12 protein-coding genes, 1 tRNA gene, 1 rRNA gene and 1 pseudogene are annotated in these 20,767 nt (G+C 71.8%); 13 read left to right on the forward strand and 2 right to left on the reverse strand.

Going from position 1 to position 20,767, the window contains the following annotated elements; translation table 11 throughout:
* Positions 1 to 138: 138 nt before the first annotated feature.
* The 3 genes from rrf to ABZ945_RS08560 all read left to right on the forward strand — a co-directional run bounded on the left by rrf (position 139) and on the right by ABZ945_RS08560 (position 1,139).
* Positions 139 to 255, forward strand: a 5S ribosomal RNA gene (gene rrf, locus ABZ945_RS08550).
* A gap of 4 nt (positions 256 to 259) precedes the next feature.
* Positions 260 to 332: transfer RNA gene (locus ABZ945_RS08555), tRNA-Thr, on the forward strand.
* 216 nt (positions 333 to 548) lie between these two features.
* Positions 549 to 1,139: a hypothetical protein gene (locus tag ABZ945_RS08560; protein ID WP_361266019.1), complete on the forward strand. Its 591-nt coding sequence runs from the start codon at positions 549 to 551 to the stop codon at positions 1,137 to 1,139.
* Between the two features lie 8 nt (positions 1,140 to 1,147).
* On the opposite strand, the gene ABZ945_RS08565 is transcribed toward ABZ945_RS08560, so the two are convergent.
* Positions 1,148 to 3,814: a SpoIIE family protein phosphatase gene (locus tag ABZ945_RS08565; protein ID WP_361266021.1), complete on the reverse strand. Its 2,667-nt coding sequence runs from the start codon at positions 3,812 to 3,814 to the stop codon at positions 1,148 to 1,150.
* 294 nt (positions 3,815 to 4,108) lie between these two features.
* Here ABZ945_RS08565 and ABZ945_RS08570 point away from each other — a divergent pair, with 294 nt between their 5' ends.
* The 10 genes and pseudogenes from ABZ945_RS08570 to ABZ945_RS08615 all read left to right on the forward strand — a co-directional run bounded on the left by ABZ945_RS08570 (position 4,109) and on the right by ABZ945_RS08615 (position 19,456).
* Positions 4,109 to 9,613: a HAMP domain-containing protein gene (locus ABZ945_RS08570; protein WP_361266024.1), complete on the forward strand. Its 5,505-nt coding sequence runs from the start codon at positions 4,109 to 4,111 to the stop codon at positions 9,611 to 9,613.
* A gap of 254 nt (positions 9,614 to 9,867) precedes the next feature.
* Positions 9,868 to 10,527, forward strand: coding sequence for a response regulator (locus ABZ945_RS08575; RefSeq protein WP_248631029.1), 660 nt, complete (start codon positions 9,868 to 9,870; stop codon positions 10,525 to 10,527).
* A gap of 109 nt (positions 10,528 to 10,636) precedes the next feature.
* Positions 10,637 to 13,435 carry a DNA translocase FtsK gene (locus ABZ945_RS08580; RefSeq protein ID WP_361266027.1) on the forward strand — a complete coding sequence of 933 codons (2,799 nt, stop codon included), beginning with the start codon at positions 10,637 to 10,639 and terminating at the stop codon, positions 13,433 to 13,435.
* A gap of 250 nt (positions 13,436 to 13,685) precedes the next feature.
* Positions 13,686 to 14,543, forward strand: a complete 858-nt coding sequence (locus tag ABZ945_RS08585) for a RodZ domain-containing protein (RefSeq protein ID WP_361266382.1) — start codon at positions 13,686 to 13,688, stop codon at positions 14,541 to 14,543.
* 336 nt (positions 14,544 to 14,879) lie between these two features.
* Complete coding sequence (rimO, locus tag ABZ945_RS08590) at positions 14,880 to 16,379, forward strand: 30S ribosomal protein S12 methylthiotransferase RimO (RefSeq protein WP_361266029.1); 1,500 nt, start codon at positions 14,880 to 14,882, stop codon at positions 16,377 to 16,379.
* Positions 16,376 to 17,254: a CDP-diacylglycerol--glycerol-3-phosphate 3-phosphatidyltransferase gene (gene pgsA / locus ABZ945_RS08595; RefSeq protein ID WP_361266031.1), complete on the forward strand. Its 879-nt coding sequence runs from the start codon at positions 16,376 to 16,378 to the stop codon at positions 17,252 to 17,254. The genes rimO and pgsA overlap by 4 nt, the downstream gene beginning before the upstream one ends.
* Positions 17,251 to 17,776 (forward strand): annotated as a pseudogene (locus tag ABZ945_RS08600) (CinA family protein). Before pgsA ends, ABZ945_RS08600 begins: the two are co-directional and overlap by 4 nt.
* 109 nt (positions 17,777 to 17,885) lie before the next feature.
* The gene (locus tag ABZ945_RS08605) at positions 17,886 to 18,269 is read left to right on the forward strand and encodes a helix-turn-helix transcriptional regulator (protein WP_248631034.1); all 384 of its coding nucleotides are present in this window, start codon (positions 17,886 to 17,888) and stop codon (positions 18,267 to 18,269) included.
* 188 nt (positions 18,270 to 18,457) lie between these two features.
* On the forward strand, positions 18,458 to 18,928 hold the full coding sequence (locus tag ABZ945_RS08610) for a DNA starvation/stationary phase protection protein (protein ID WP_361266034.1): 471 nt from the start codon (positions 18,458 to 18,460) through the stop codon (positions 18,926 to 18,928).
* A 204-nt stretch (positions 18,929 to 19,132) separates the two neighbouring features.
* Entirely contained in the window at positions 19,133 to 19,456 is a 324-nt protein-coding gene (locus ABZ945_RS08615; RefSeq protein ID WP_361266384.1) for a hypothetical protein, read from the forward strand.
* Here the strand turns inward: ABZ945_RS08615 and ABZ945_RS08620 are convergent.
* Positions 19,399 to 20,223, reverse strand: a complete 825-nt coding sequence (locus ABZ945_RS08620; protein WP_361266036.1) for a DNA-formamidopyrimidine glycosylase family protein — start codon at positions 20,221 to 20,223, stop codon at positions 19,399 to 19,401. The two genes, ABZ945_RS08615 and ABZ945_RS08620, sit on opposite strands and share 58 nt — an antisense overlap.
* Positions 20,224 to 20,767 lie beyond the last annotated feature (544 nt).

A 20,767-nucleotide genomic window follows, 5' to 3' on the forward strand; every position in this document is an offset into this window, starting at 1 on the left:
GAAGCCCAGTAATGGGTGGAGTTGACCGGTACTAATAGGCCGAGGGCTTGTCCTCAGTTGCTCGCGTCCACTGTGTTAGTTCTGAAGTAACGAACAGCCGTGAATTTTGCCCGGTTGGTTTGGTTAACTTCATAGTGTTTCGGTGGTCATAGCGTTAGGGAAACGCCCGGTTACATTTCGAACCCGGAAGCTAAGCCTTTCAGCGCCGATGGTACTGCAGGGGGGACCCTGTGGGAGAGTAGGACACCGCCGAACTTCTGCCCCTATAGCTCAGTCGGTAGAGCGTCTCCATGGTAAGGAGAAGGTCAACGGTTCGATTCCGTTTGGGGGCTCCGTAACGAAAGCCCCGCCCATCATTGATGGGCGGGGCTTTTTTTGCGTTGTGCGTGGACATTCCAGGCTCACCTTCGTCCCTGAGTCGCATGATCCCCTCAGTCCGGCGGCGGAGTGGAGTTGGCTCTGTGGAGCGATCCGCCGGCCCGCCGCTCACTGCGATCGTCATGGCGGGACGGGTCCGCCAGCGGCCCGCCGACACCGGGGGGTCACACATGCCGTTCGCCGCACCTCGCCACGATGCCGTTGCCGCTCGTCGGCCCGGTCGGTTCCGCGCCGGGTGGCGGGCGGCGCATCAGCCCGTACCTGGGGTGTCACCGCACCTGCGACGTACCGCCTACGCCGTGCCCCTTGTCGTGCTGCCCTCAAGCCTGTGGCGGCTTCCGGCGGCGTTCGACCGGGGGAGCGGCTGGGGGGAGGGGCTGTATATCGTCTCCCTCTCCGTCGTCTCCGAGCTTCTGGCCTTCGCCGCGATCGGGCTGGTCGCCCGCTGGGGGGAGGTGTTCCCGCGCTGGGTCCCTGGGCTGGGCGGCAACCGGGTCCCGACGAAGGCAGCGGTCATCCCCGCCGCCCTCGGGGCCACGGTCCTCACGCTCGCGTTCACTGTGCTGGCCATCGTCAACGAGGTCCGGGGCACCACGATGCGTGGCGACGATCTGCCTGCTGACTTCCCCGGCGAGGCCGGCGGCTGGGAAGCCGCCTGGTTCTACCTCTGCTACACGCCCCTGATCCTGTGGGGACCGTTGCTGGCCGTGCTGACCGTCGCCTATGCCAAGCGCCGCCGCGGAGAGAAGCGCGCAGCTTAGAAGGCGCCTCAGGCGGGCGGGGGCTCCTCGGGGACGCGCATGGCGAGGATGGCCATGTCGTCGGAGGGCGGGTCGGCGGCGAAGCGTTCGACGGCGCGCATGATGCGGGCGGAGACCGCGCCGGCCGTGAGGCCCGTACAGCTGGTGAGGACTTCGGCGAGGCCGTCGTCGCCGAGCATGCGGGAGCCCTCGCGGCGCTCGGTGACGCCGTCGGTGACGCAGAGGAGGACATCCCCGGGATCGAGGGTGACGGTCTCCTCGTACAGCTCCAGGTCGTCCATGACGCCGAGGAGGGGCTGCGGTTCGGCGGCGGGGGTGACGGTACCGTCCTGGCGCAGCCGCAGGGGGAGCGGGTGGCCGGCGCAGACGACCTTGAGTTGGGCGCTGCCGTCGGGCTGGGGCCGCAGCTCCCCGTAGAGGAGGGTGAGGAAGCGGCTGCGGGCGCCCTCGTCCAGGATGGCGGCGTTGAGGCGTTCCAGGACGGCGGGGCCGCCGAGGCCCTCGCGGGCGAGCAGGCGCAGGGCGTGGCGGGCCAGGCCGGTGACGGCGGCGGCCTCCGGGCCCGTACCGCAGACGTCGCCGATGGCGAAGCCGTAGGCGTTGTCGCGGATGGGGAAGAGGTCGTAGAAGTCGCCGCCGACCTCGTTGCCCTCGCCGGCGGCGCGGTAGATGACGTCGACCTCGACGCCGGGGATGTCGGGGAGGCCGGGCGGGAGCAGGCTGCGCTGGAGGGACTGGCTGATGGCGGTGCGCTCGCTGTAGAGGCGGGCGTTGTCGAGGGCCAGGGCCGCTCGGCGGGAGAGGTCCTCGGCGAGTTCCAGGATCTCCTGGCGGAAGTGGTCGTCGGAGGGCTTGCCGAGGGTCAGCATGCCGATCACGCGGTTGCGGGCGACCAGGGGGAGGACGACGGTCTCGCCGCCGACGGCCGAAGCGGTGGCCAGGGTGGTGCTGATGCCGGGGGACGCGGAGGAGCCGAGGCCGAGCTCGCGCATGGAGGTGCGGACGGCGGCCTGGTGGGCGGCTTGAGAGGGCGCGGTCCAGACACGGGCGCCGGGGGAGGGCACCGGTTCGGGCGGCGGGACCTTGCCGAGCAGGTCCTTGAGGCCGTCGATGCGCTCCTCGTCCTCGTGCAGGACGTAGGAGAGGTACGGGTCGGAGGTGGCGTCGGCGATCGTGTAGACGGCGCACCAAGTGGCGAGCGTCGGCACGGTCATCTGGGCCATGAGGGCGAGGGTCTGGTCGCGGTCCAGGGTGCCGGCGAGCAGGTCGGAGGCCTCGACCAGGAAGCTGAGGGAGCCGCGGCGCAGGCGTTCGAGCTCACCGAGGCGGGCGGATTCGACGGCGAGCGCGATCCGGTCGGCGGCGAACTGGAGGCGCAGGGCCTCCTCGTTGGAGTAGCGGGCGGAGGCTTCGGCGGCGACGCCGAGGGAGCCGGTGAGCCGCCCTTCGACCTTGAGCGGGACGGTGACGACGGAGCGCATCCCGGTGCCGCCGAGGAGGGGTACGGCGCCGGGGGCGGCGTCCAGGTCCTCGTGGACGGCGGGCATCCGGGCGGAGGCGTACCGTCCGGTGCCGGACTCGACGGGGACGCGGGCGAAGCGCTGGCGGGCGGAGGGCAGCCCGGTGGTGGCGCGGACCTCCAGCTCGGTCTCGTCGTCGGTGGCCAGGAGCAGGAAGGCGGCGTCGCCGTCCAGCATGTCGCGGGCGCGCTCCACGGTGCGCTGGAGGAGGCCGTCCAGGTCGTCGGGGGCGGGGGAGCCGATGAAGACCTCGAAGGGGTCGATCGGGCGGCCCTCGGCACCGGCCGTGCCGTTGTCGGCGGTGGCGGAGTGGTTGCGGGGCGGGGACTGGAGGACGGCGCGCTCGTAGTCGCGGACCAGCAGGCAGACGGTGGAGGGCTCGCCGCTGGTGTCGCGGACCCGGAGGTGGGAGCCGTAGACCGGGATGACGCGGCCGCCGGTGTCGCGGATGCCGTAGCTGCCCTCCCAGCGGGAGAGCTTCAGGGCCTCGGCGAGGCCGGTGCCGGTGCCGGGGGTGTGCGGCCAGGCGGCGAGGTCGCCCAGCGGTTTGCCGGTGACCTGGTCGGCGGTGTAGCCGAAGAGCTGCTCGGCGTCCTCGTTCCACGCGCCGATGGCGCCGCCCTGGTCGATCTGGACGACGGCGACGCGGACCCGGTCGTCGGTGGTGGGCAGCAGTTCGACGGGGAGGACCGGGCCGGCGGAGCGGGTGCCGACGGGGCGCTCGGGCAGGTCGAGCTGGAACCAGACATGCTTGCGAGTGGGGGAGTAGTCGACGCCCCAGCGGGTGGCGAGCGCGGCGCAGAGCATCAACCCGCGGCCGTTCTCCTGGTCGGGGTCGGCGACGGCCGGGCCGCTGCCCTGGAGGGGGACCTCGCGTTCGGGGTAGCGGTCGGCGACCTCGACGCGGACGCTGTGCTCGGTGCGCAGGCACAGCACATCGGCGGAGGTGCCGGCGTGGATGACGGCGTTGGTGACGAGTTCGCTGGTCAGGACGACGGCGTCATCGACGACATCGGTGTGGCCCCACCCCTGGAGGGTGTCCCGGACGAAGGCCCGGGCGGTCGCCACGGACCGCCCCACGGGTTCGAAGGTGGCGGCCGCCCGCGCGGTGATCACAGAACTCCTCGTACGCGTCTCGACGCCCGGGTCTGCCATGCTCGGCTCAGCCCCTCCCCTGGTAACACCGGTAACCGCTGGTCGTGCCGCCCGTCCACCGCCTCCGCCGGGCGGACCGGGGCGGTTGGACAGCCGGATGCCAGGTTACTTACCTTCGCTGTCCTGGCGGATGGTGGTCACCGCTGTTTCCGTCCCCCGAGGGTGGGGACGTTATGCGAAGCTGCCGAACTGTTATGGCCTGGTTCCGCCGCGGTGAAACACTGGGGGATGGTTCCGGCGCCGGCTGGTGGCGGAGTACCGAGCATGACGGTCGACCCTTGCGGGAGGGACACGGTGGAGTCTGGCGTGACGGCGCGGGGCGGCAGCACGCGCGCGAAGGGCGGACGGCCCCGGTCGCGGTCGCGGGGCAACGGGACCGTGGAGGTGGACGCGGCCGCGCTGGACCGGCTGCTGAGCGCCCTGGTGTCGATGCGGGACGGGAACGTCCGCAAGCGGCTGACGGTGACCGGCGACGGGCCGATGGCGGAGATCGCGGCCGTCTTCAACGAGGTCGCGGACCGGCAGATGCATCTGACCGGGGAGCTGTCGCGGGTGCGGCGGGTCGTGGGCCGTGAGGGCAAGCTGTCGGAGCGGCTGGAGGTCGGGGCCGGCGAGGGCGCCTGGGCGCAGGCCGTGGAAGCGGCGAACGCGCTGGTCGACGACATGACCCGGCCGGTGTCCGAGGTGGGCCGGGTGCTGGCGGCGGTGGCCGACGGCGACCTGGAGCAGCGGATGGAGCTGCGCTCGGAGGGGGCGGACGGGTCGGCGCGGCCGCTGCGGGGCGAGTTCCTGCGGGTGGCCCGTACGGTGAACAACCTGGTCGACCAGTTGTCCACGTTCACCGACGAGGTGACCCGGGTGGCGCTGGAGGTCGGTACCGAGGGCATCCTCGGTGGCCAGGCCCAGGTGCGCGGGGTCTCGGGGTCCTGGAAGGACCTCACCGACTCGGTCAACACCATGGCGTACCGGCTGACGGCGCAGGTGCGGGACATCGCGCTGGTGACCACGGCGGTGGCCGAGGGCGACCTGTCGCAGAAGGTCACCGTGCATGTGTCCGGGGAGATGGCGGCGCTGAAGGCGACCGTCAACACGATGGTGGACCAGCTGTCGTCGTTCTCCTCCGAGGTGACCCGGGTGGCCCGCGAGGTGGGCACCGAAGGCGAGCTGGGCGGTCAGGCGAAGGTGCCGGGGGTCGCGGGGGTCTGGAAGGACCTGACGGACTCCGTCAACACGATGGCGGGCAACCTCACCTCCCAGGTGCGCGGGATCGCCGAGGTGACCACGGCGGTGGCCAGCGGTGACCTGTCGCAGAAGGTGCGGGTGAGCGCGCGCGGTGAGGTGGCGCAGCTCGCGGACACCATCAACCAGATGACCGAGACGCTGCGGACCTTCGCCGACGAGGTGACGCGGGTGGCGAGCGAGGTCGGCGCGGAGGGCCGGCTCGGTGGCCGGGCCCGGGTGCCGGGGGCCGCGGGGACGTGGAAGGACCTGACGGATTCGGTGAACACGGCGTTCACCAATCTGACCGGCCAGGTGCGGGACATCGCCACGGTGACCACCGCGGTGGCGAACGGCGATCTGTCGCAGAAGGTCACCGTCGATGTGGCCGGCGAGATGCTGGAGCTGAAGAACACCGTCAACACGATGGTGGACCAGCTCTCCGCGTTCGGCTCGGAAGTGACACGGGTGGCCCGTGAGGTCGGCGTGGAGGGCCGGCTGGGCGGTCAGGCGAAGGTGCAGGGCGCGGCGGGGACGTGGAAGGACCTGACCGACTCGGTGAACACCGCGTTCACCAACCTCACCGGCCAGGTGCGGGACATCGCGACGGTGACGACGGCGGTGGCCAATGGCGATCTGTCCCAGAAGGTCACCGTGGACGTGGCCGGGGAGATGCTGGAGCTGAAGAACACCGTCAACACGATGGTGGCGCAGCTGTCGTCCTTCGCGGACCAGGTGACCCGGATGGCGCGGGACGTGGGCACCGAGGGCCGTCTCGGCGGTCAGGCGAAGGTGCCCGGCGTTTCGGGCACCTGGAAGGAGCTGACGGACTCCGTCAACTTCATGGCCGGGAACCTCACCGACCAGGTGAGGCAGATCGCGCAGGTGACCACGGCGGTGGCCCGAGGTGATCTGTCGCAGAAGATCGATGTGGATGCCCGGGGCGAGATCCTGGAGCTCAAGAACACCATCAACACGATGGTCGACCAGCTGTCGGCCTTCGCCGAGCAGGTGACCCGGGTGGCCCGCGAGGTGGGCACCGACGGGCGCCTCGGCGGTCAGGCGCAGGTGCCGGGCGTGGCCGGGGTGTGGCGGGATCTGACGGACTCGGTGAACGGCATGGCCGGGAACCTGACGGCCCAGGTCCGCAATATCGCGCAGGTCGCCACCGCGGTGGCCCGGGGCGACCTCTCGCAGAAGATCGACGTGGACGCCCGGGGCGAGATCCTGGAGCTGAAGAACGTCCTGAACACGATGGTCGACCAGCTGTCGGCCTTCGCCGAGCAGGTGACGCGGGTCGCCCGCGAGGTGGGCACGGACGGGCGACTGGGCGGTCAGGCCGAGGTGCAGGGGGTCTCCGGCACCTGGAAGGACCTGACCCAGTCGGTCAACTCGATGGCGAACAACCTGACCTCCCAGGTGCGCAACATCGCCGAGGTGACCACCGCGGTGGCGCGCGGCGACCTGTCCAAGAAGATCACCGTGGACGCGCGCGGGGAGATCCTGGACCTGGTGACCACCGTCAACACCATGGTGGACCAGTTGTCGAACTTCGCCGACGAGGTGACCCGGGTGGCCCGTGAGGTCGGCACCGAGGGCATCCTCGGCGGCCAGGCCCGGGTGCGCGGGGTGACCGGCATCTGGAAGGACCTCAGCGACAACGTCAATGTGATGGCCAACAACCTGACCTCGCAGGTGCGGAACATCTCCCGGGTGTCCTCGGCGGTCGCCAACGGCGATCTGACCAAGAAGGTCACCGTGGAGGCGCGCGGCGAGGTGGCCGAGCTGGCCGACACCGTCAACACCATGGTGACGACGCTCTCCTCGTTCGCGGCCGAGGTGACCCGGGTGGCCCGCGAGGTGGGCACCGAGGGCGAACTGGGCGGCCAGGCCCGCGTACCCGGGGTCTCCGGGACCTGGAAGGACCTCACCGAGTCGGTGAACTCGATGGCGTCCAACCTCACCGGCCAGGTGCGCCAGATCGCCACCGTGACGACGGCCATCGCCAAGGGCGATCTCACCAAGAAGATCGACATCGACGCGCGCGGTGAGATCCAGGAGCTGAAGAACACCATCAACACGATGGTCGACCAGCTCTCCTCGTTCGCCGAGGAGGTCACCCGGGTCGCCCGTGAGGTGGGCACCGAGGGCAGCCTCGGCGGCCAGGCCCGGGTGCGGGACGTGGACGGCACCTGGCGCGATCTGACCGAGTCGGTGAACGAGATGGCCGGGAACCTCACCCGGCAGGTGCGGGCCATCGCGGCCGTCGCCACGGCGGTGACCCGCGGCGACCTCAACGTGAAGGTCGACGTGGACGCCTCGGGGGAGATCCAGATCCTCCAGACCCACATCAACACGATGATCGTCAACCTGCGGGACACCACCCTCGCCAACGAGGAGCAGGACTGGCTGAAGGGCAACCTGGCCCGGATCTCCGGGCTGATGCAGGGCCGCCGGGACCTGGACGACGTGGCCTCGCTGATCATGAGCGAGCTGACCCCGGTGGTCTCCGCCCAGCACGGCGCGTTCTTCCTGGCGATGCCCACCGGCGGCGGCAACGAGATCGGTTCGGACGAGGACGGCTCGTACGAGCTGTGCATGCGCGCCAGCTACGGCTACACCGCCGGGGCGATGCCCACCGCCTTCCGGCCCGGGGAGACGCTGATCGGCACCGCCGCCGAGGAGAAGCGGACCATCCAGGTCAACGTCCCGCCCGGCTATCTGAAGATCTCCTCCGGGCTCGGCGAGGCCGCCCCGGCGCATGTCATCGTGCTGCCGGTGCTCTTCGAGGGGAAGGTCCTCGGGGTGATCGAGCTGGCGTCGTTCCAGCCGTTCACCCAGATCCAGCGGGACTTCCTCAACCAGATCGCCGAGATGATCGCGACCAGCGTCAACACCATCAGCGTCAACTCCAAGACGGAGGTGCTGCTGAAGCAGTCGCAGGAGCTGACCGAGCAGCTGCGGGAGCGCTCCGCGGAGCTGGAGAACCGGCAGAAGGCACTCCAGGACTCCAACGCCGAACTGGAGGACAAGGCCGAGCTGCTGGCCCGGCAGAACCGCGACATCGAGGTGAAGAACACCGAGATCGAGGAGGCCCGGCAGGTGCTGGAGGAGCGGGCCGAGCAGCTCGCCGTCTCCATGCGCTACAAGTCGGAGTTCCTGGCGAACATGTCGCACGAGCTGCGCACCCCGCTCAACTCGCTGCTGATCCTCGCCAAGCTGCTCGCCGACAACGCCGAGGGCAACCTCTCGCCGAAGCAGGTGGAGTTCGCCGAGACCATCCACGGCGCGGGCTCCGACCTGCTCCAGCTGATCAACGACATCCTGGACCTGTCCAAGGTCGAGGCCGGCAAGATGGACGTCTCGCCCACCCGGATCGCGCTGGTGCAGCTGGTCGACTATGTGGAGGCCACCTTCCGGCCGCTGACCGCGGAGAAGGGCCTGGACTTCGCGGTGCGGGTCTCGCCCGAGCTGCCCGCCACCCTGCACACCGACGAGCAGCGGCTCCTCCAGGTGCTGCGCAACCTGCTGTCCAACGCGGTGAAGTTCACCGACAGCGGGGCGGTGGAGCTGGTCATCCGGCCCGCCCGGGCCGATGTGCCGGCCTCGATCCGCGAGCAGCTGCTGGAGGCCGGTTCGCTGCGGGAGCCGGGCGGCGATCTGGTCGCCTTCTCGGTGACGGACACCGGGATCGGTATCGCGGCCGGCAAGATGCGGGTGATCTTCGAGGCGTTCAAGCAGGCCGACGGCACCACCAGCCGCAAGTACGGCGGTACGGGGCTGGGGCTGTCCATCAGCCGGGAGATCGCCCGGCTGCTGGGTGGCGAGATCCACGCGGCGAGCGAGCCGGGCCGCGGCTCGACGTTCACCCTGTATCTGCCGCTGGCCTTCAACGAGTCACTGCATGTGCCGGTGGCCGAGGACGGCCCGGAGGCGGGCGAGGCGGGTGCGGTACGGGATGTGCCGCCCGGCCAGGGCCGCGCACCGCGCTCGGGCGCGCTCTTCCGGCACCAGCGGCGGGCCGCGCTGGACGGCGCTCCGGCCCGGGCGGCGCTGGAGGCCGGCAACGGCACCGCCACCGCCCCCGAGCAGGCGTCCGCGCCCGCGCCGAGCGGGGCGACCGCGGCCCAGGGCGGTGAGGCCGCCTGGGCGGTGGCCGGGCAGGACGAGGGGGAGGCGCCGGAGGCGGCGCGGAGCATCACGTTCAGCGGCGAGAAGGTGCTGATCGTGGACGACGACATCCGCAATGTGTTCGCGCTCACCAGCGTGCTGGAGCAGCACGGTCTGTCGGTGCTGTACGCGGAGAACGGCCGCGAGGGCATCGAGGTGCTGGAGCAGCACGACGATGTGACCGTGGTGCTGATGGACATCATGATGCCCGAGATGGACGGGTACGCGACCACCACCGCGATCCGCCGGATGCCCCAGTTCGCCGGTCTGCCGATCGTGGCGCTGACCGCCAAGGCGATGAAGGGCGACCGGGAGAAGGCCATCGAGTCCGGCGCTTCCGACTATGTGACCAAGCCGGTCGATCCCGATCATCTGCTGTCGGTCATGGATCAGTGGATGCGCGGGGAGTGACGTTGAGTGACCGATCAAGGGGGTAAATCTGGCTGCTTGTTGACAGACTGTGGTGGAAAACGTGTGAGAAGGCCCTCACCGGGGAACTTTCTGGTCGTCGGCCGCGTTTGAGCTGTGTGGGCAGTGACATCGCGGTGACAGGGTGTGGTGACAGGCGGGGTGCGGCTACGATGACCGGCACAAGGACGGACGGCGCAAGGGAGTCGTCTTCTGGGGCGGCGCCCGGCCGACTGCCGGGGCGAGGAGGACGGGCCATGGTGCAGAAGGCCAAGATCCTCCTGGTCGATGACCGACCGGAGAATCTGCTGGCGCTGGAGGCCATCCTCTCTGCGCTCGATCAGACGCTGGTGCGGGCATCGTCAGGGGAGGAAGCGCTCAAGGCGCTGCTGACGGACGACTTCGCGGTCATCCTGCTGGACGTCCAGATGCCGGGGATGGACGGCTTCGAGACCGCCGCGCACATCAAGCGCCGCGAGCGGACCCGGGACATCCCGATCATCTTCCTCACCGCGATCAACCACGGCCCGCACCACACCTTCCGGGGCTACGCGGCCGGCGCGGTCGACTACATCTCCAAGCCGTTCGACCCCTGGGTGCTGCGCGCCAAGGTCTCCGTCTTCGTCGAGCTGTACATGAAGAACTGTCAGCTCCGCGAGCAGGCCGCGCTGCTGCGGCTCCAGCTCGAAGGCGGCGAGAGCCCGGAGCAGAACGGCGCCGCGGTACGCGAGTCCCCCGGGCTGCTCGCCGAGCTCTCCGCCCGGCTGGCCGCCGTCGAGGAGCAGGCCGAGGCGCTGTCCAAGCAGCTTGACGACGAGTCGGCGGACGCCGCCGCCGTCGCCACCGCCGCCCATCTGGAGCGCAAGCTCACCGGGCTGCGCCGCGCCCTGGACGCGCTGGAGCCCGGCGCCTCCTGACCCGCCCCGCTGAGGCGCCGTCAGCCCGCCCTCGTACACCGGACGACACGAACGGGTGAAGCGGTGGGCACACGTGTCCACCGCGCCCCGCGGCGGTAACCTCACCCCCATGGCCTCACGTACGTCCGGCAAGGGTTCCCAGGGCACGGCGGGCGCCGCGAAGCCGCCAGCCGGCCGTACGGCGGCCGCGCGGAAGACGGCGTCCGCCGCCCCTCCGCCGCCCGCCCGCAAGGCCGCCGCCCGCAAACCCCCCGCCAAGAAGGCGCCCGCCAAGCGTCCGCCGGCCAGGAAGGCCGTCCGCACACCGGCCAAGCCCGCGCCCTCAGCCACCGGTGGCGTCTACCGCCTGGTCCGCGCCTGCTGGCTCGGCCTCGCGCACGCCGTCGGCGCCGTGTTCCGCGGCATAGGGCGCGGCGCTAAGGGACTCGACCCGGCCCACCGCAAGGACGGTCTCGCGCTGCTGCTGCTCGGCATCGCCCTGGTCGTCGCCGCCGGCACCTGGGCCCAGCTGCGCGGGCCGGTCGGCGACCTGGTCGAGATGCTGGTCACCGGCGCCTTCGGCCGGCTCGACCTGATCGCCCCGCTGCTCGTCGGCGCCGTCGCCGTCCGGCTCATCCTGCACCCCGAGAAGCCCGAGGCCAACGGACGGATCGTCATCGGGCTCTCCGCCCTGGTCATCGGCGTCCTCGGCCAGGTGCACATCGCCTGCGGCTCCCCGGCTCGCAGTGAGGGCACCGACGCCCTGGCCAACGCCGGCGGCCTCATCGGCTGGGCCGCCTCCCAGCCCCTGGTCTTCCTGATGGGCGAGGTCCTCGCGGTCCCGCTGCTTGCGCTGCTCACCGTCTTCGGCCTGCTCGTGGTCACCGCCACCCCGGTGAACGCCATCCCGCGCCGTCTGCGGGCGCTCGGCGAACGGCTCGGGATCATCGAGCCCCGGTACGCGCCCGAGGCCCCCGGCGAGGAGGGGTACGCGGACGAGTGGCGGGACGCCCCGGCGCGGCCCCGCCGACGGGCCGCCGCCCCGGCCGAGGACGACCCCTACGCGGCCGAGGCGGAGGCGCTCGGCAGCCGCCGCCGCACCCGGCGCACCGGGAGCGGCGGGCCCTCGCAGGACGCGGTGGACGTGGCCGCGGCCGCCGCGGCGGCGCTGGACGGAGCCGTACTCGGCGGGATGCCGCCCTCCCCGGTCGTCGCCGACCTCACCAAGGACGTCACCGCCGACCGGCGCAAGGCCCGCGAGGAGGCGGCCGGCGCCCCGGTGCCGGGCAGCCGCCGCGACCTCCCGGGCCCCGGCTCCGTACCCCCGGCCCGGGACTCCGGCACCGCGGGGGACGGCGAGGACAGCGGGCAGGTGCCCGACCTCACCAAGTCCAGCCCGGTGAAGGAGGACAGCGGCTCACTGCCGGCCCGCGCCGAGCAGCTCCAGCTCTCCGGCGACATCACCTACTCGCTGCCCTCTCTGGACCTCCTGGAGCGCGGCGGCCCCGGCAAGACCCGCAGCGCCGCCAACGACGCCATAGTGGCCTCGCTGCGCCGGGTGTTCTCCGAGTTCAAGGTGGACGCCGACGTCACCGGCTTCACCCGCGGCCCGACGGTCACCCGCTACGAGGTGGAGCTCGGCCCGGCGGTCAAGGTGGAGCGGATCACCGCGCTCACCAAGAACATCGCCTACGCCGTCGCCAGCCCGGACGTGCGGATCATCTCGCCCATCCCCGGCAAGTCCGCCGTCGGCATCGAGATCCCCAACACCGACCGCGAGATGGTCAACCTCGGAGACGTGCTGCGGCTCGCCGACGGCGAGGAGGACGACCCGATGCTGGTCGCCTTCGGCAAGGACGTCGAGGGCGGGTATGTGATGCACAGCCTCGCCAAGATGCCGCACATGCTGGTGGCTGGCGCCACCGGCTCCGGCAAGTCCTCCTGCATCAACTGCCTGATCACCTCGATCATGATGCGGGCCACCCCGGAGGACGTCCGGCTGGTGCTGGTCGATCCCAAGCGGGTGGAGCTCACCGCGTACGAGGGCATCCCGCATCTGATCACCCCGATCATCACCAACCCCAAGAAGGCCGCCGAGGCCCTCCAGTGGGTGGTGCGCGAGATGGACCTGCGCTACGACGACCTGGCCGCCTTCGGCTACCGGCACATCGACGACTTCAACGCCGCCATCCGCAGCGGCAAGCTGAAGACCCCCGAGGGCAGCGAGCGGGTGCTCCAGCCCTATCCGTATCTGCTGGTCATCGTGGACGAGCTGGCCGACCTGATGATGGTCGCCCCCCGGGACGTCGAGGACGCCATCGTCCGCATCACCCAGCTTGCCCGGGCCGCCGGCATCCACCTGGTGCTCGCCACCCAGCGGCCCTCGGTGGACGTGGTCACCGGACTGATCAAGGCGAACGTGCCGTCCCGGCTGGCCTTCGCCACCTCCTCGCTCGCCGACAGCCGGGTCATCCTCGACCAGCCCGGCGCCGAGAAGCTCATCGGCAAGGGCGACGGGCTGTTCCTGCCGATGGGCGCCAACAAGCCCACCCGTATGCAGGGCGCCTTCGTCACCGAGGAGGAGGTCGCGGCCGTCGTCCAGCACTGCAAGGACCAGATGGCCCCGGTCTTCCGCGACGACGTCACCGGAGGCAGCAAGCAGAAGAAGGAGATCGACGAGGAGATCGGCGACGACCTGGACCTGCTCTGCCAGGCCGCCGAGCTGGTCGTCTCCACCCAGTTCGGCTCCACCTCGATGCTCCAGCGCAAGCTGCGGGTGGGCTTCGCCAAGGCCGGCCGGCTGATGGACCTGATGGAGTCCCGGGGCGTGGTCGGGCCGAGCGAAGGGTCCAAGGCCCGGGACGTCCTCGTCAAGCCGGACGAGCTGGACGGCGTACTGGCGGTCATCCGGGGGGAGTCCGAAGGCTGAGGACACGCATTCGCCGCCCGCACGCGGGCAACCGTTTCCCCTCGGCGTACGTCACGTTGGGCAAGGAGGCGGATGATGCCGTCCCGAGCCCACTGCGAGACCCCTCCGTCACCCGCTTCTGTCACCTCCGGGCGGACAATCATTCCAACGGCGTACGAAGTGCGTCCGTCCGGTTGCTCCACCCTTTCGCTCCCCTCATAAACTGAACTACCCGCAGGTGGTTGCACGCTCGAAAGGCGCACTCGTGTCCATCGGCAACTCCCCCGAAGAAGAGCAGCCTTCGACAACTCCGGACCCCGAACCCGCTGAGGACCGGCCCTCGATCGGCAGCGTGCTCCGGCACGCGCGGACCGCCTCCGGTCTCACCGTCGAGGAGGTCAGCGCCTCCACCCGCGTGCGCGTCCCCATCGTGCACGCGATCGAGGAGGACGACTTCTCCCGGTGCGGCGGAGACGTGTACGCCCGAGGCCACATCCGTACGCTCGCGCGTGCGGCCGGCCTGGACGCCGACGCCCTGGTGGAGCGGTACGACGCCGAACACGGCGGCCGCCCCGCCCCGACCCCCGCCGCGCCGATGTTCGAGGCGGAGCGCATCCGCCCCGAGCGCCGCCGGCCCAACTGGACCGCGGCCATGGTGGCGGCGATCGTCGCGGTCATCGGCTTCGTGGGCTTCACCCTGTTCAGCGGGGGTGAGCCCGACGCGCGCGGCAGCAATGTGGCCGGCGACCCGGCCTCGCCCGCGCAGGAGTCGGTTTCCCCGCCCAAGCCGAGCAAGGCCGCCCCCCGGCCCGCCCCGGCCGAGAGCGCCATCGCGGCGGTCCCCAAGGACCGGGTGACGGTCAAGCTCACCGCCGTCCAGGGCAAGAGCTGGGTCACCGCCACCGGCACCAACGGCAAGCGGCTCTTCGACGGCCTGCTGGACCAGAAGGGCCCCGAGAAGAGCGCCAGGACCGTGGACGTCGAGGACCCCGAGCAGGTCGACCTGGTCCTCGGCAACGCGGGCGCGATCGAGCTGTTCGTCAACGGCAAGAAGGTCGAGGACAGGTACGCCCTCGGCGAGGTCAAGCGGATCAGTTACCAGAAGGGCGACGACCCCCAGGACGGGTGAGCCCCGGCACATTCACGGCCGGTACGTCCACAGGCGCCCGGGAGCGATCGGCTCCCGGGCGCCTGTGTGTCTGCGGGGGCCGGAGGCCTGATTCCCGGGGGCGGGGCGGCCTCCTGCCGTCGCCCGGGGCGCTCGGGCGGGGTGCGCGGTGGGCGGGATACGGGGTGGGCGGGATGCGGGGCCGGATGCCGCGGCCCGGCGGGGTCCGGCCCCACCGGCTGACGCCGCCCGGGGGCGCTCAGGCGGGGTGCGCGGTTCGCGCCGGCGGGCGGCCGGCCGCAGGGGTGGCGACCCTGCGCGGCAAGGCGCCCATCGGGACGAAGTAGTCTTGAGTCCATGCCCGAACGCCGCACCGTCGCCCTCGTCACCCTTGGCTGCGCCCGTAACGAGGTGGACTCGGAGGAGCTCGCCGGCCGCCTGGCGGCGGACGGCTGGGACCTCGTCGAGGAAGCCGCCGACGCGGATGTCGCCGTCGTCAACACCTGCGGCTTCGTCGAGGCCGCCAAGAAGGACTCCGTCGACGCCCTGCTCGAAGCCAACGACCTCAAGGACCACGGCCGCACCCAGGCCGTCGTCGCCGTCGGCTGTATGGCCGAGCGGTACGGCAAGGAGCTGTCCGACGCGCTGCCGGAGGCCGACGGCGTGCTCGGCTTCGACGACTACGCCGACATCTCCGACCGGTTGCAGACCATCCTCAGCGGCGGCGTCCACGCCTCGCACACCCCCCGCGACCGGCGCAAGCTGCTGCCGCTGTCGCCGGTGGAGCGCCAGCAGGCGGCCGGCGGGGTCGCGCTGCCCGGCCACGGCGACGCCGACGCCCTGGCCAGCGCCCCGAGCGACCTGCCCGACGGCCTCGCGCCCGCCTCCGGGCCGCGCGCCCCGCTGCGGCGGCGGCTCGCCACCAGCCCGGTGGCCTCGGTGAAGCTCGCCTCCGGCTGCGACCGGCGCTGCTCGTTCTGCGCCATCCCCTCCTTCCGCGGCTCCTTCGTCTCCCGCCGCCCCAGCGATGTGCTCGGCGAGACCCGCTGGCTGGCCGAGCAGGGGGTGAAGGAGGTCATGCTGGTCTCCGAGAACAACACCTCCTACGGCAAGGACCTCGGCGACATCCGCCTGCTGGAGACCCTGCTGCCCGAGCTGGCCGCGGTGGACGGCATCGAGCGGGTGCGGGTCAGCTACCTCCAGCCCGCCGAGATGCGGCCCGGGCTGATCGACGTGCTGACCTCCACCGAGAAGGTCGCCCCCTACTTCGACCTCTCCTTCCAGCACTCCGCCCCCGCCGTGCTGCGCTCCATGCGCCGCTTCGGCGACACCGACCGGTTCCTGGAGCTGCTGGACACCATCCGCTCCAAGGCGCCCCAGGCCGGTGTGCGGTCCAACTTCATCGTCGGCTTCCCCGGCGAGAGCGAGCAGGACTTCGCCGAGCTGGAGCGCTTCCTCACCTCCGCCCGGCTCGACGCCATCGGGGTCTTCGGCTACTCCGACGAGGACGGCACCGAGGCCGCGACCTACGAGGCCAAACTGGACCAGGAGACCGTCGACGAACGGCTCGCCCACCTCTCCCGGCTCGCCGAGGAGCTGACCGCCCAGCGTGCGGAGGAGCGGCTGGGAGAGACCCTGGAAGTGATGGTCGAGTCGGTGGACACCGACGAGGACGGTGACGGAGCGGTCGGCCGCGCCGCCCACCAGGCACCGGAGACCGACGGCCAGGTGGTCTTCACCCCCCCCGAGTCGGCGGCGCGCGCGGGCCTGGTACCGGGCCGTATGGTGACGGCCAAGGTCATCGGCACCGAAGGGGTCGACCTGGTGGCCGAGTGTCTTGAGGAGGCGAGCAGATGACCGGAGTGCCGGCATCCGCCGCGGGCGGTACGGGAAGGCCGGCGCCCGGCGGCAAGCTGGGCGCTGCGGCCGTCAACCAGGCCAGCCTGTGGAACATCGCCAACATCCTCACCATGGTCCGGCTGGTGCTGGTACCGGGTTTCGTGCTGCTGCTGCTCCAGGACGGCGGCTACGACCCGGCCTGGCGCGCCTGGGCCTGGGCCGCGTTCGCCGTGGCCATGATCACCGACATCTTCGACGGCCATCTGGCCCGTACGTACAACCTGGTCACGGACTTCGGGAAGATCGCCGACCCGATCGCCGACAAGGCGATCATGGCCGCCGGGCTGATCTGCCTGTCCGCCCTCGGCGATCTGCCGTGGTGGGTGACCGGGATCATCCTGCTGCGTGAGCTGGGCATCACCCTGATGCGGTTCTGGGTGATCCGGCACGGGGTCATCCCGGCCAGCCGCGGCGGAAAGATGAAGACCCTGGCGCAGGGCACCGCGGTCGGGATGTACGTGCTGGCGCTCACCGGGCCGCTGGCCACCCTGCGGTTCTGGGTGATGGCGGTGGCCGTGGTGCTGACGGTGGTGACCGGGCTGGACTACGTGCGCCAGGCCGTGGTCCTGCGCCGCAAGGGGCTCGCCGCCGAGCGGGCCGACCAGGCGGCGCGGATGGCGGCCGAGGCGGCGGCGCTCGCCCGCGCGGCCGCGATGGGACCGGCTCCGGCGGACGCGGGTACGGACGCCCGCGCGGTGGCGGCGGAGACGGTCGCATCGGCCACCGCCCCCGTGGACGCGGATTCGGGGGCGGTTGAGGGCCGGGGCGGCCCGGAGGATGTCCATGATCCGGACAGGTTCGCCGGCCACGCCGAGGTGGAGCCGGGGCGGTGAGTGCCGCCGCCCGGGCCCTGAGCCTGCTCACGCAAGGTGACCAGACTGTGGCCGTCGCGGAGTCGCTGACCGGTGGGCTGGTCGCCGCCGAACTCACCGCCGTACCCGGCGCCTCACGATCCTTCCGGGGCTCCGTCACCGCCTACGCCACCGCGCTCAAGCAGCAGCTGCTCGGGGTGGACCCGGTGCTGCTCGCCGAGCGGGGAGCGGTCGACCCGGAGGTCGCCGCGCAGATGGCGGCAGGTGTACGGGACCGGCTGCGGGCCGACTGGGGGCTCGCCACCACCGGGGTCGCCGGGCCGGATCCGCAGGACGGGCAGCCGGTGGGGACGGTGTACATCGCGGTCCACGGGCCGAGCGGAAGCCGGTGCTCCGGCGGTAAAGTCCTCGCCCTGCGGTTGAACGGCCACCGGGCGGAAATTCGTAAAGAGAGTGTACGGAGCGTGCTGGAGCTGCTCGCGGAGGAACTCACGGCGAACGCGCGGGCGGGCACATGATACGGAACAGAACGGGGGGAACTGATGTTTGCAGCCCTGAGTGAACACGTCATCGCTCCCCGCACGGCCGCGTCGCGAGGCGGTACGGTGGGGCGAGAAGGATGCGGCTACACGGTCCGAGGAGGGAGCCACCGATGATTCTGCTCCGTCGCCTGCTGGGTGACGTGCTGCGTCGGCAGCGCCAGCGCCAGGGCCGTACTCTGCGCGAAGTCTCCTCGTCCGCCCGGGTCTCGCTCGGCTATCTCTCCGAGGTGGAGCGGGGGCAGAAGGAGGCTTCCTCCGAGCTGCTCTCCGCGATCTGCGACGCGCTTGACGTACGGATGTCCGAGCTCATGCGCGAGGTGAGCGACGAGCTCTCGCTCGCCGAGCTGGCCGAGTCGGCGCGGGCCACCGAGCCGGTCCCGGCTCCGGTACGCCCCATGCTGAACCCCGTGTCCGTGACGTCGGTGACCGGTGTGCCGACGGAGCGGGTGACCATCAAGGCGCCGGCGGAAGCGGTGGACGTCGTCGCCGCGTAGCGTGCCGCCGGCTCGCTGCCGGTGAGTGTTTTGGGCTGAGCCCCGGTCGGGTACCCGAGTGCCGACCGGGGCTTTCGCTTATTCCGAATGCCCGTTTTAGGTCCTATGTGCCATGGTGGACATGCGTGCGGCCAGGGATTCCCGGTGACCCCCGGGACGGACCGCACGTCAGAATGTGGAGGATTCCAATGACTGTCGTCAAGAGCTCCCTGCCCGAGGCCGACCTCAAGGTGGTCGGCGAGGCTCTGCAGGGCGCGCTGGTGGATGTGGTGGACCTCTCGCTGGTGGCCAAGCAGGTGCACTGGAACGTGGTGGGACCGCGCTTCCGCTCCATCCACCTCCAGCTCGACGAGGTCGTGACCACCGCGCGCCAGCACTCCGACACGGTGGCCGAGCGCGCCGCCGCCCTGGGCGTGAGCCCGGACGGACGTGCCGAGGCGGTCGCCAAGTCCAGCGCCATCGCGACGGTGCCCGAGGGCTGGATCAAGGACAACGACGCCGTGCAGATCCTGGTGGACGCCCTCGGCGCGGTGATCGCCCGGATGCGTGAGCGGGTCGCGGCGACCGATGAGCCGGACCCGGTGACCCAGGACCTCCTGATCGCGCTCACCGCCGACCTAGAGAAGCATCACTGGATGTTCCAGGCCGAGCGGGCCTGACTCCGGTACGGCGACCGTAGGGGCGCGTGGCCGCGTCGGATGCGCCCTCGGTGCTCCGGTGCGCCCCGCCGCCCGGCGGTAGCCCGGTTCCGGCCCGGTTCCGGCCCCGGCCCGGTGGAAGGCTGGGGCTGGGCGGCCTCGTCCGGCGGGGTGTCGCGTCCTGAGAGGCCAGAGGCGGAGGCGGTGATGATACGGGCGGTGAGGATACGCAGGCGGCGGATACCCCTGCTCGTACTGGCGCTGGCCGCCGGTGCGCTGTGGTGGTGGGCCGTACTCCGGCTGGTGCTGGAGCCCGGGCAGAGCGGGGCGGTCGAGGCGGCCGTGGCGGCGGGCGGCTGGGGCCTGAGCCTGCTGCCGGTCCATGTGGCCGCGGCCCGGCCGCGACGCCCCCGCCTCGCCTCCGTACGGGAGTGGCAGCGCCGCCGAGGCCTGCGCCCCGGCCCCCGGCCGCAGGGGCGGACCCTGCTCAGTCAGCGCCGCGGTACGGGACCCGGCCCAGGGCCCAGCTGGCAGCCCGGGCACCAGTAGGAGACCCGCTCCCGGTCGTCCTCCTCCCGATGCCGGATCGGGGTGCCGCAGCGGAAGCAGGCCTTGCCGCGCCGCCCGTAGACGTACACCCTCCGGTCGGGGCGGTCCACATGCCCGCCGGGCATCACGGTCTTCCGCTCCGAACGCCCCTTGTTGGCCTCCAGCAGCCGGTGCGCGGTGGCGACCAGGCGCTCCGGCACACCGTCGGGCAGCTTGCCGACTGGCAGCCAGGGGGTGGCCCGGGCCAGGAAGGCCAGCTCGCACTTGTAGACATTGCCGATGCCCGCCAGATTCCGCTGGTCGAGCAGGGCCTCGCCGAGCGGACGGGCGGGATCGGCGCACAGCCGGCGCACCGCCTCGGCCGGCTCCCAGTCCGGGCCCAGCAGATCCGGCCCCAGATGCCCCACCACGCTCGCCTCCTCGGCGGTACGCAGCAGCTCCAGCACGGGCAGGCGGTAACCGACCGCGGTGGCGTCGGCCGCGCCCAGGACGGCGCGGATCTGGTGGTCCGGCCCGCCGTTCCAGCGCTGCCCCGGGGCGAACACCCGCCAGGAACCCTCCATCCGCAGATGGGAGTGGAGCGTCAGCCCGCCCTCGACCCGGGCCAGCAGATGCTTCCCGCGCGGAGTGACATCCAGCAGCGTCCGCCCGGTCAGATCCACGGTGGCGAAGCGGGGCACGCGCAGGTCGAAGCGGGTCAGCACCCGCCCGGCGAGCGCGGTGTGCATCCGGTGGGCGGTCAGCCAGACGGTGTCTCCTTCGGGCATGGCTCCATGATGCGCGAAGTCCGAGGACGGGGGGGCCCGTGCGGGGCGCGGGTTCGCCGGTGTGCGGGGCCCGTGCGGGGCGGGGGTTCGGGACGCGGGGCGTGGGTTCGGGATGTGGGGCCTCCGTGCGGGGCGTGGGTTCGCCGGTGTGCGGGGTCCGTGCGGGCCGGGGGTTCGGTGTGCGGGGCCCGTGCGGGGCGGGGGTTCGGGGACGCGGGGTCCGTGCAGGCCGTGGGTTCGGGGCGCGCGGCCTTCGTGCGGGGCGTGGGTCTGGGATGCGGGGCCTTCGTGCGGGGCGCGGGTTCGCCGGTGTGCGGGGCCCGTGCGGGGCGGGGGTTCGGGACGCGGGGCGTGGGTTCGGGATGTGGGGCCTTCGTGCGGGGCGGGGGTTCGCCGGTGTGCGGGGCCCCGTACAAGGTGTGGGTCTGGGCCGCGGTGCCCGCGCAAGGCACCGGTCCTGTACGCGGGGCCTGCGGCCAGGGCCGCTGGGCCGGGTCGTTGCAGCGCGTGACGCGTTCGGGAGCCGGCCGGCTCGTCGTAGCCG

The organism is Streptomyces sp. NPDC046887, assembly GCF_040644755.1.
GTDB lineage: Bacteria > Actinomycetota > Actinomycetes > Streptomycetales > Streptomycetaceae > Streptomyces > Streptomyces lichenis.

What these genes read in the sequence shown, in the direction of transcription:
- ABZ945_RS08560 (WP_361266019.1), top strand. Translation starts at nt 549, where the DNA reads ATGCCGTTCGCCGCACCTCGCCACGATGCCGTTGCCGCTCGTCGGCCC.
- ABZ945_RS08565 (WP_361266021.1), bottom strand. Translation starts at nt 3,814, where the DNA reads ATGGCAGACCCGGGCGTCGAGACGCGTACGAGGAGTTCTGTGATCACC.
- ABZ945_RS08575 (WP_248631029.1), top strand. Translation starts at nt 9,868, where the DNA reads ATGGTGCAGAAGGCCAAGATCCTCCTGGTCGATGACCGACCGGAGAAT.
- ABZ945_RS08580 (WP_361266027.1), top strand. Translation starts at nt 10,637, where the DNA reads ATGGCCTCACGTACGTCCGGCAAGGGTTCCCAGGGCACGGCGGGCGCC.
- rimO (WP_361266029.1), top strand. Translation starts at nt 14,880, where the DNA reads ATGCCCGAACGCCGCACCGTCGCCCTCGTCACCCTTGGCTGCGCCCGT.
- pgsA (WP_361266031.1), top strand. Translation starts at nt 16,376, where the DNA reads ATGACCGGAGTGCCGGCATCCGCCGCGGGCGGTACGGGAAGGCCGGCG.
- ABZ945_RS08605 (WP_248631034.1), top strand. Translation starts at nt 17,886, where the DNA reads ATGATTCTGCTCCGTCGCCTGCTGGGTGACGTGCTGCGTCGGCAGCGC.
- ABZ945_RS08610 (WP_361266034.1), top strand. Translation starts at nt 18,458, where the DNA reads ATGACTGTCGTCAAGAGCTCCCTGCCCGAGGCCGACCTCAAGGTGGTC.
- ABZ945_RS08620 (WP_361266036.1), bottom strand. Translation starts at nt 20,223, where the DNA reads ATGCCCGAAGGAGACACCGTCTGGCTGACCGCCCACCGGATGCACACC.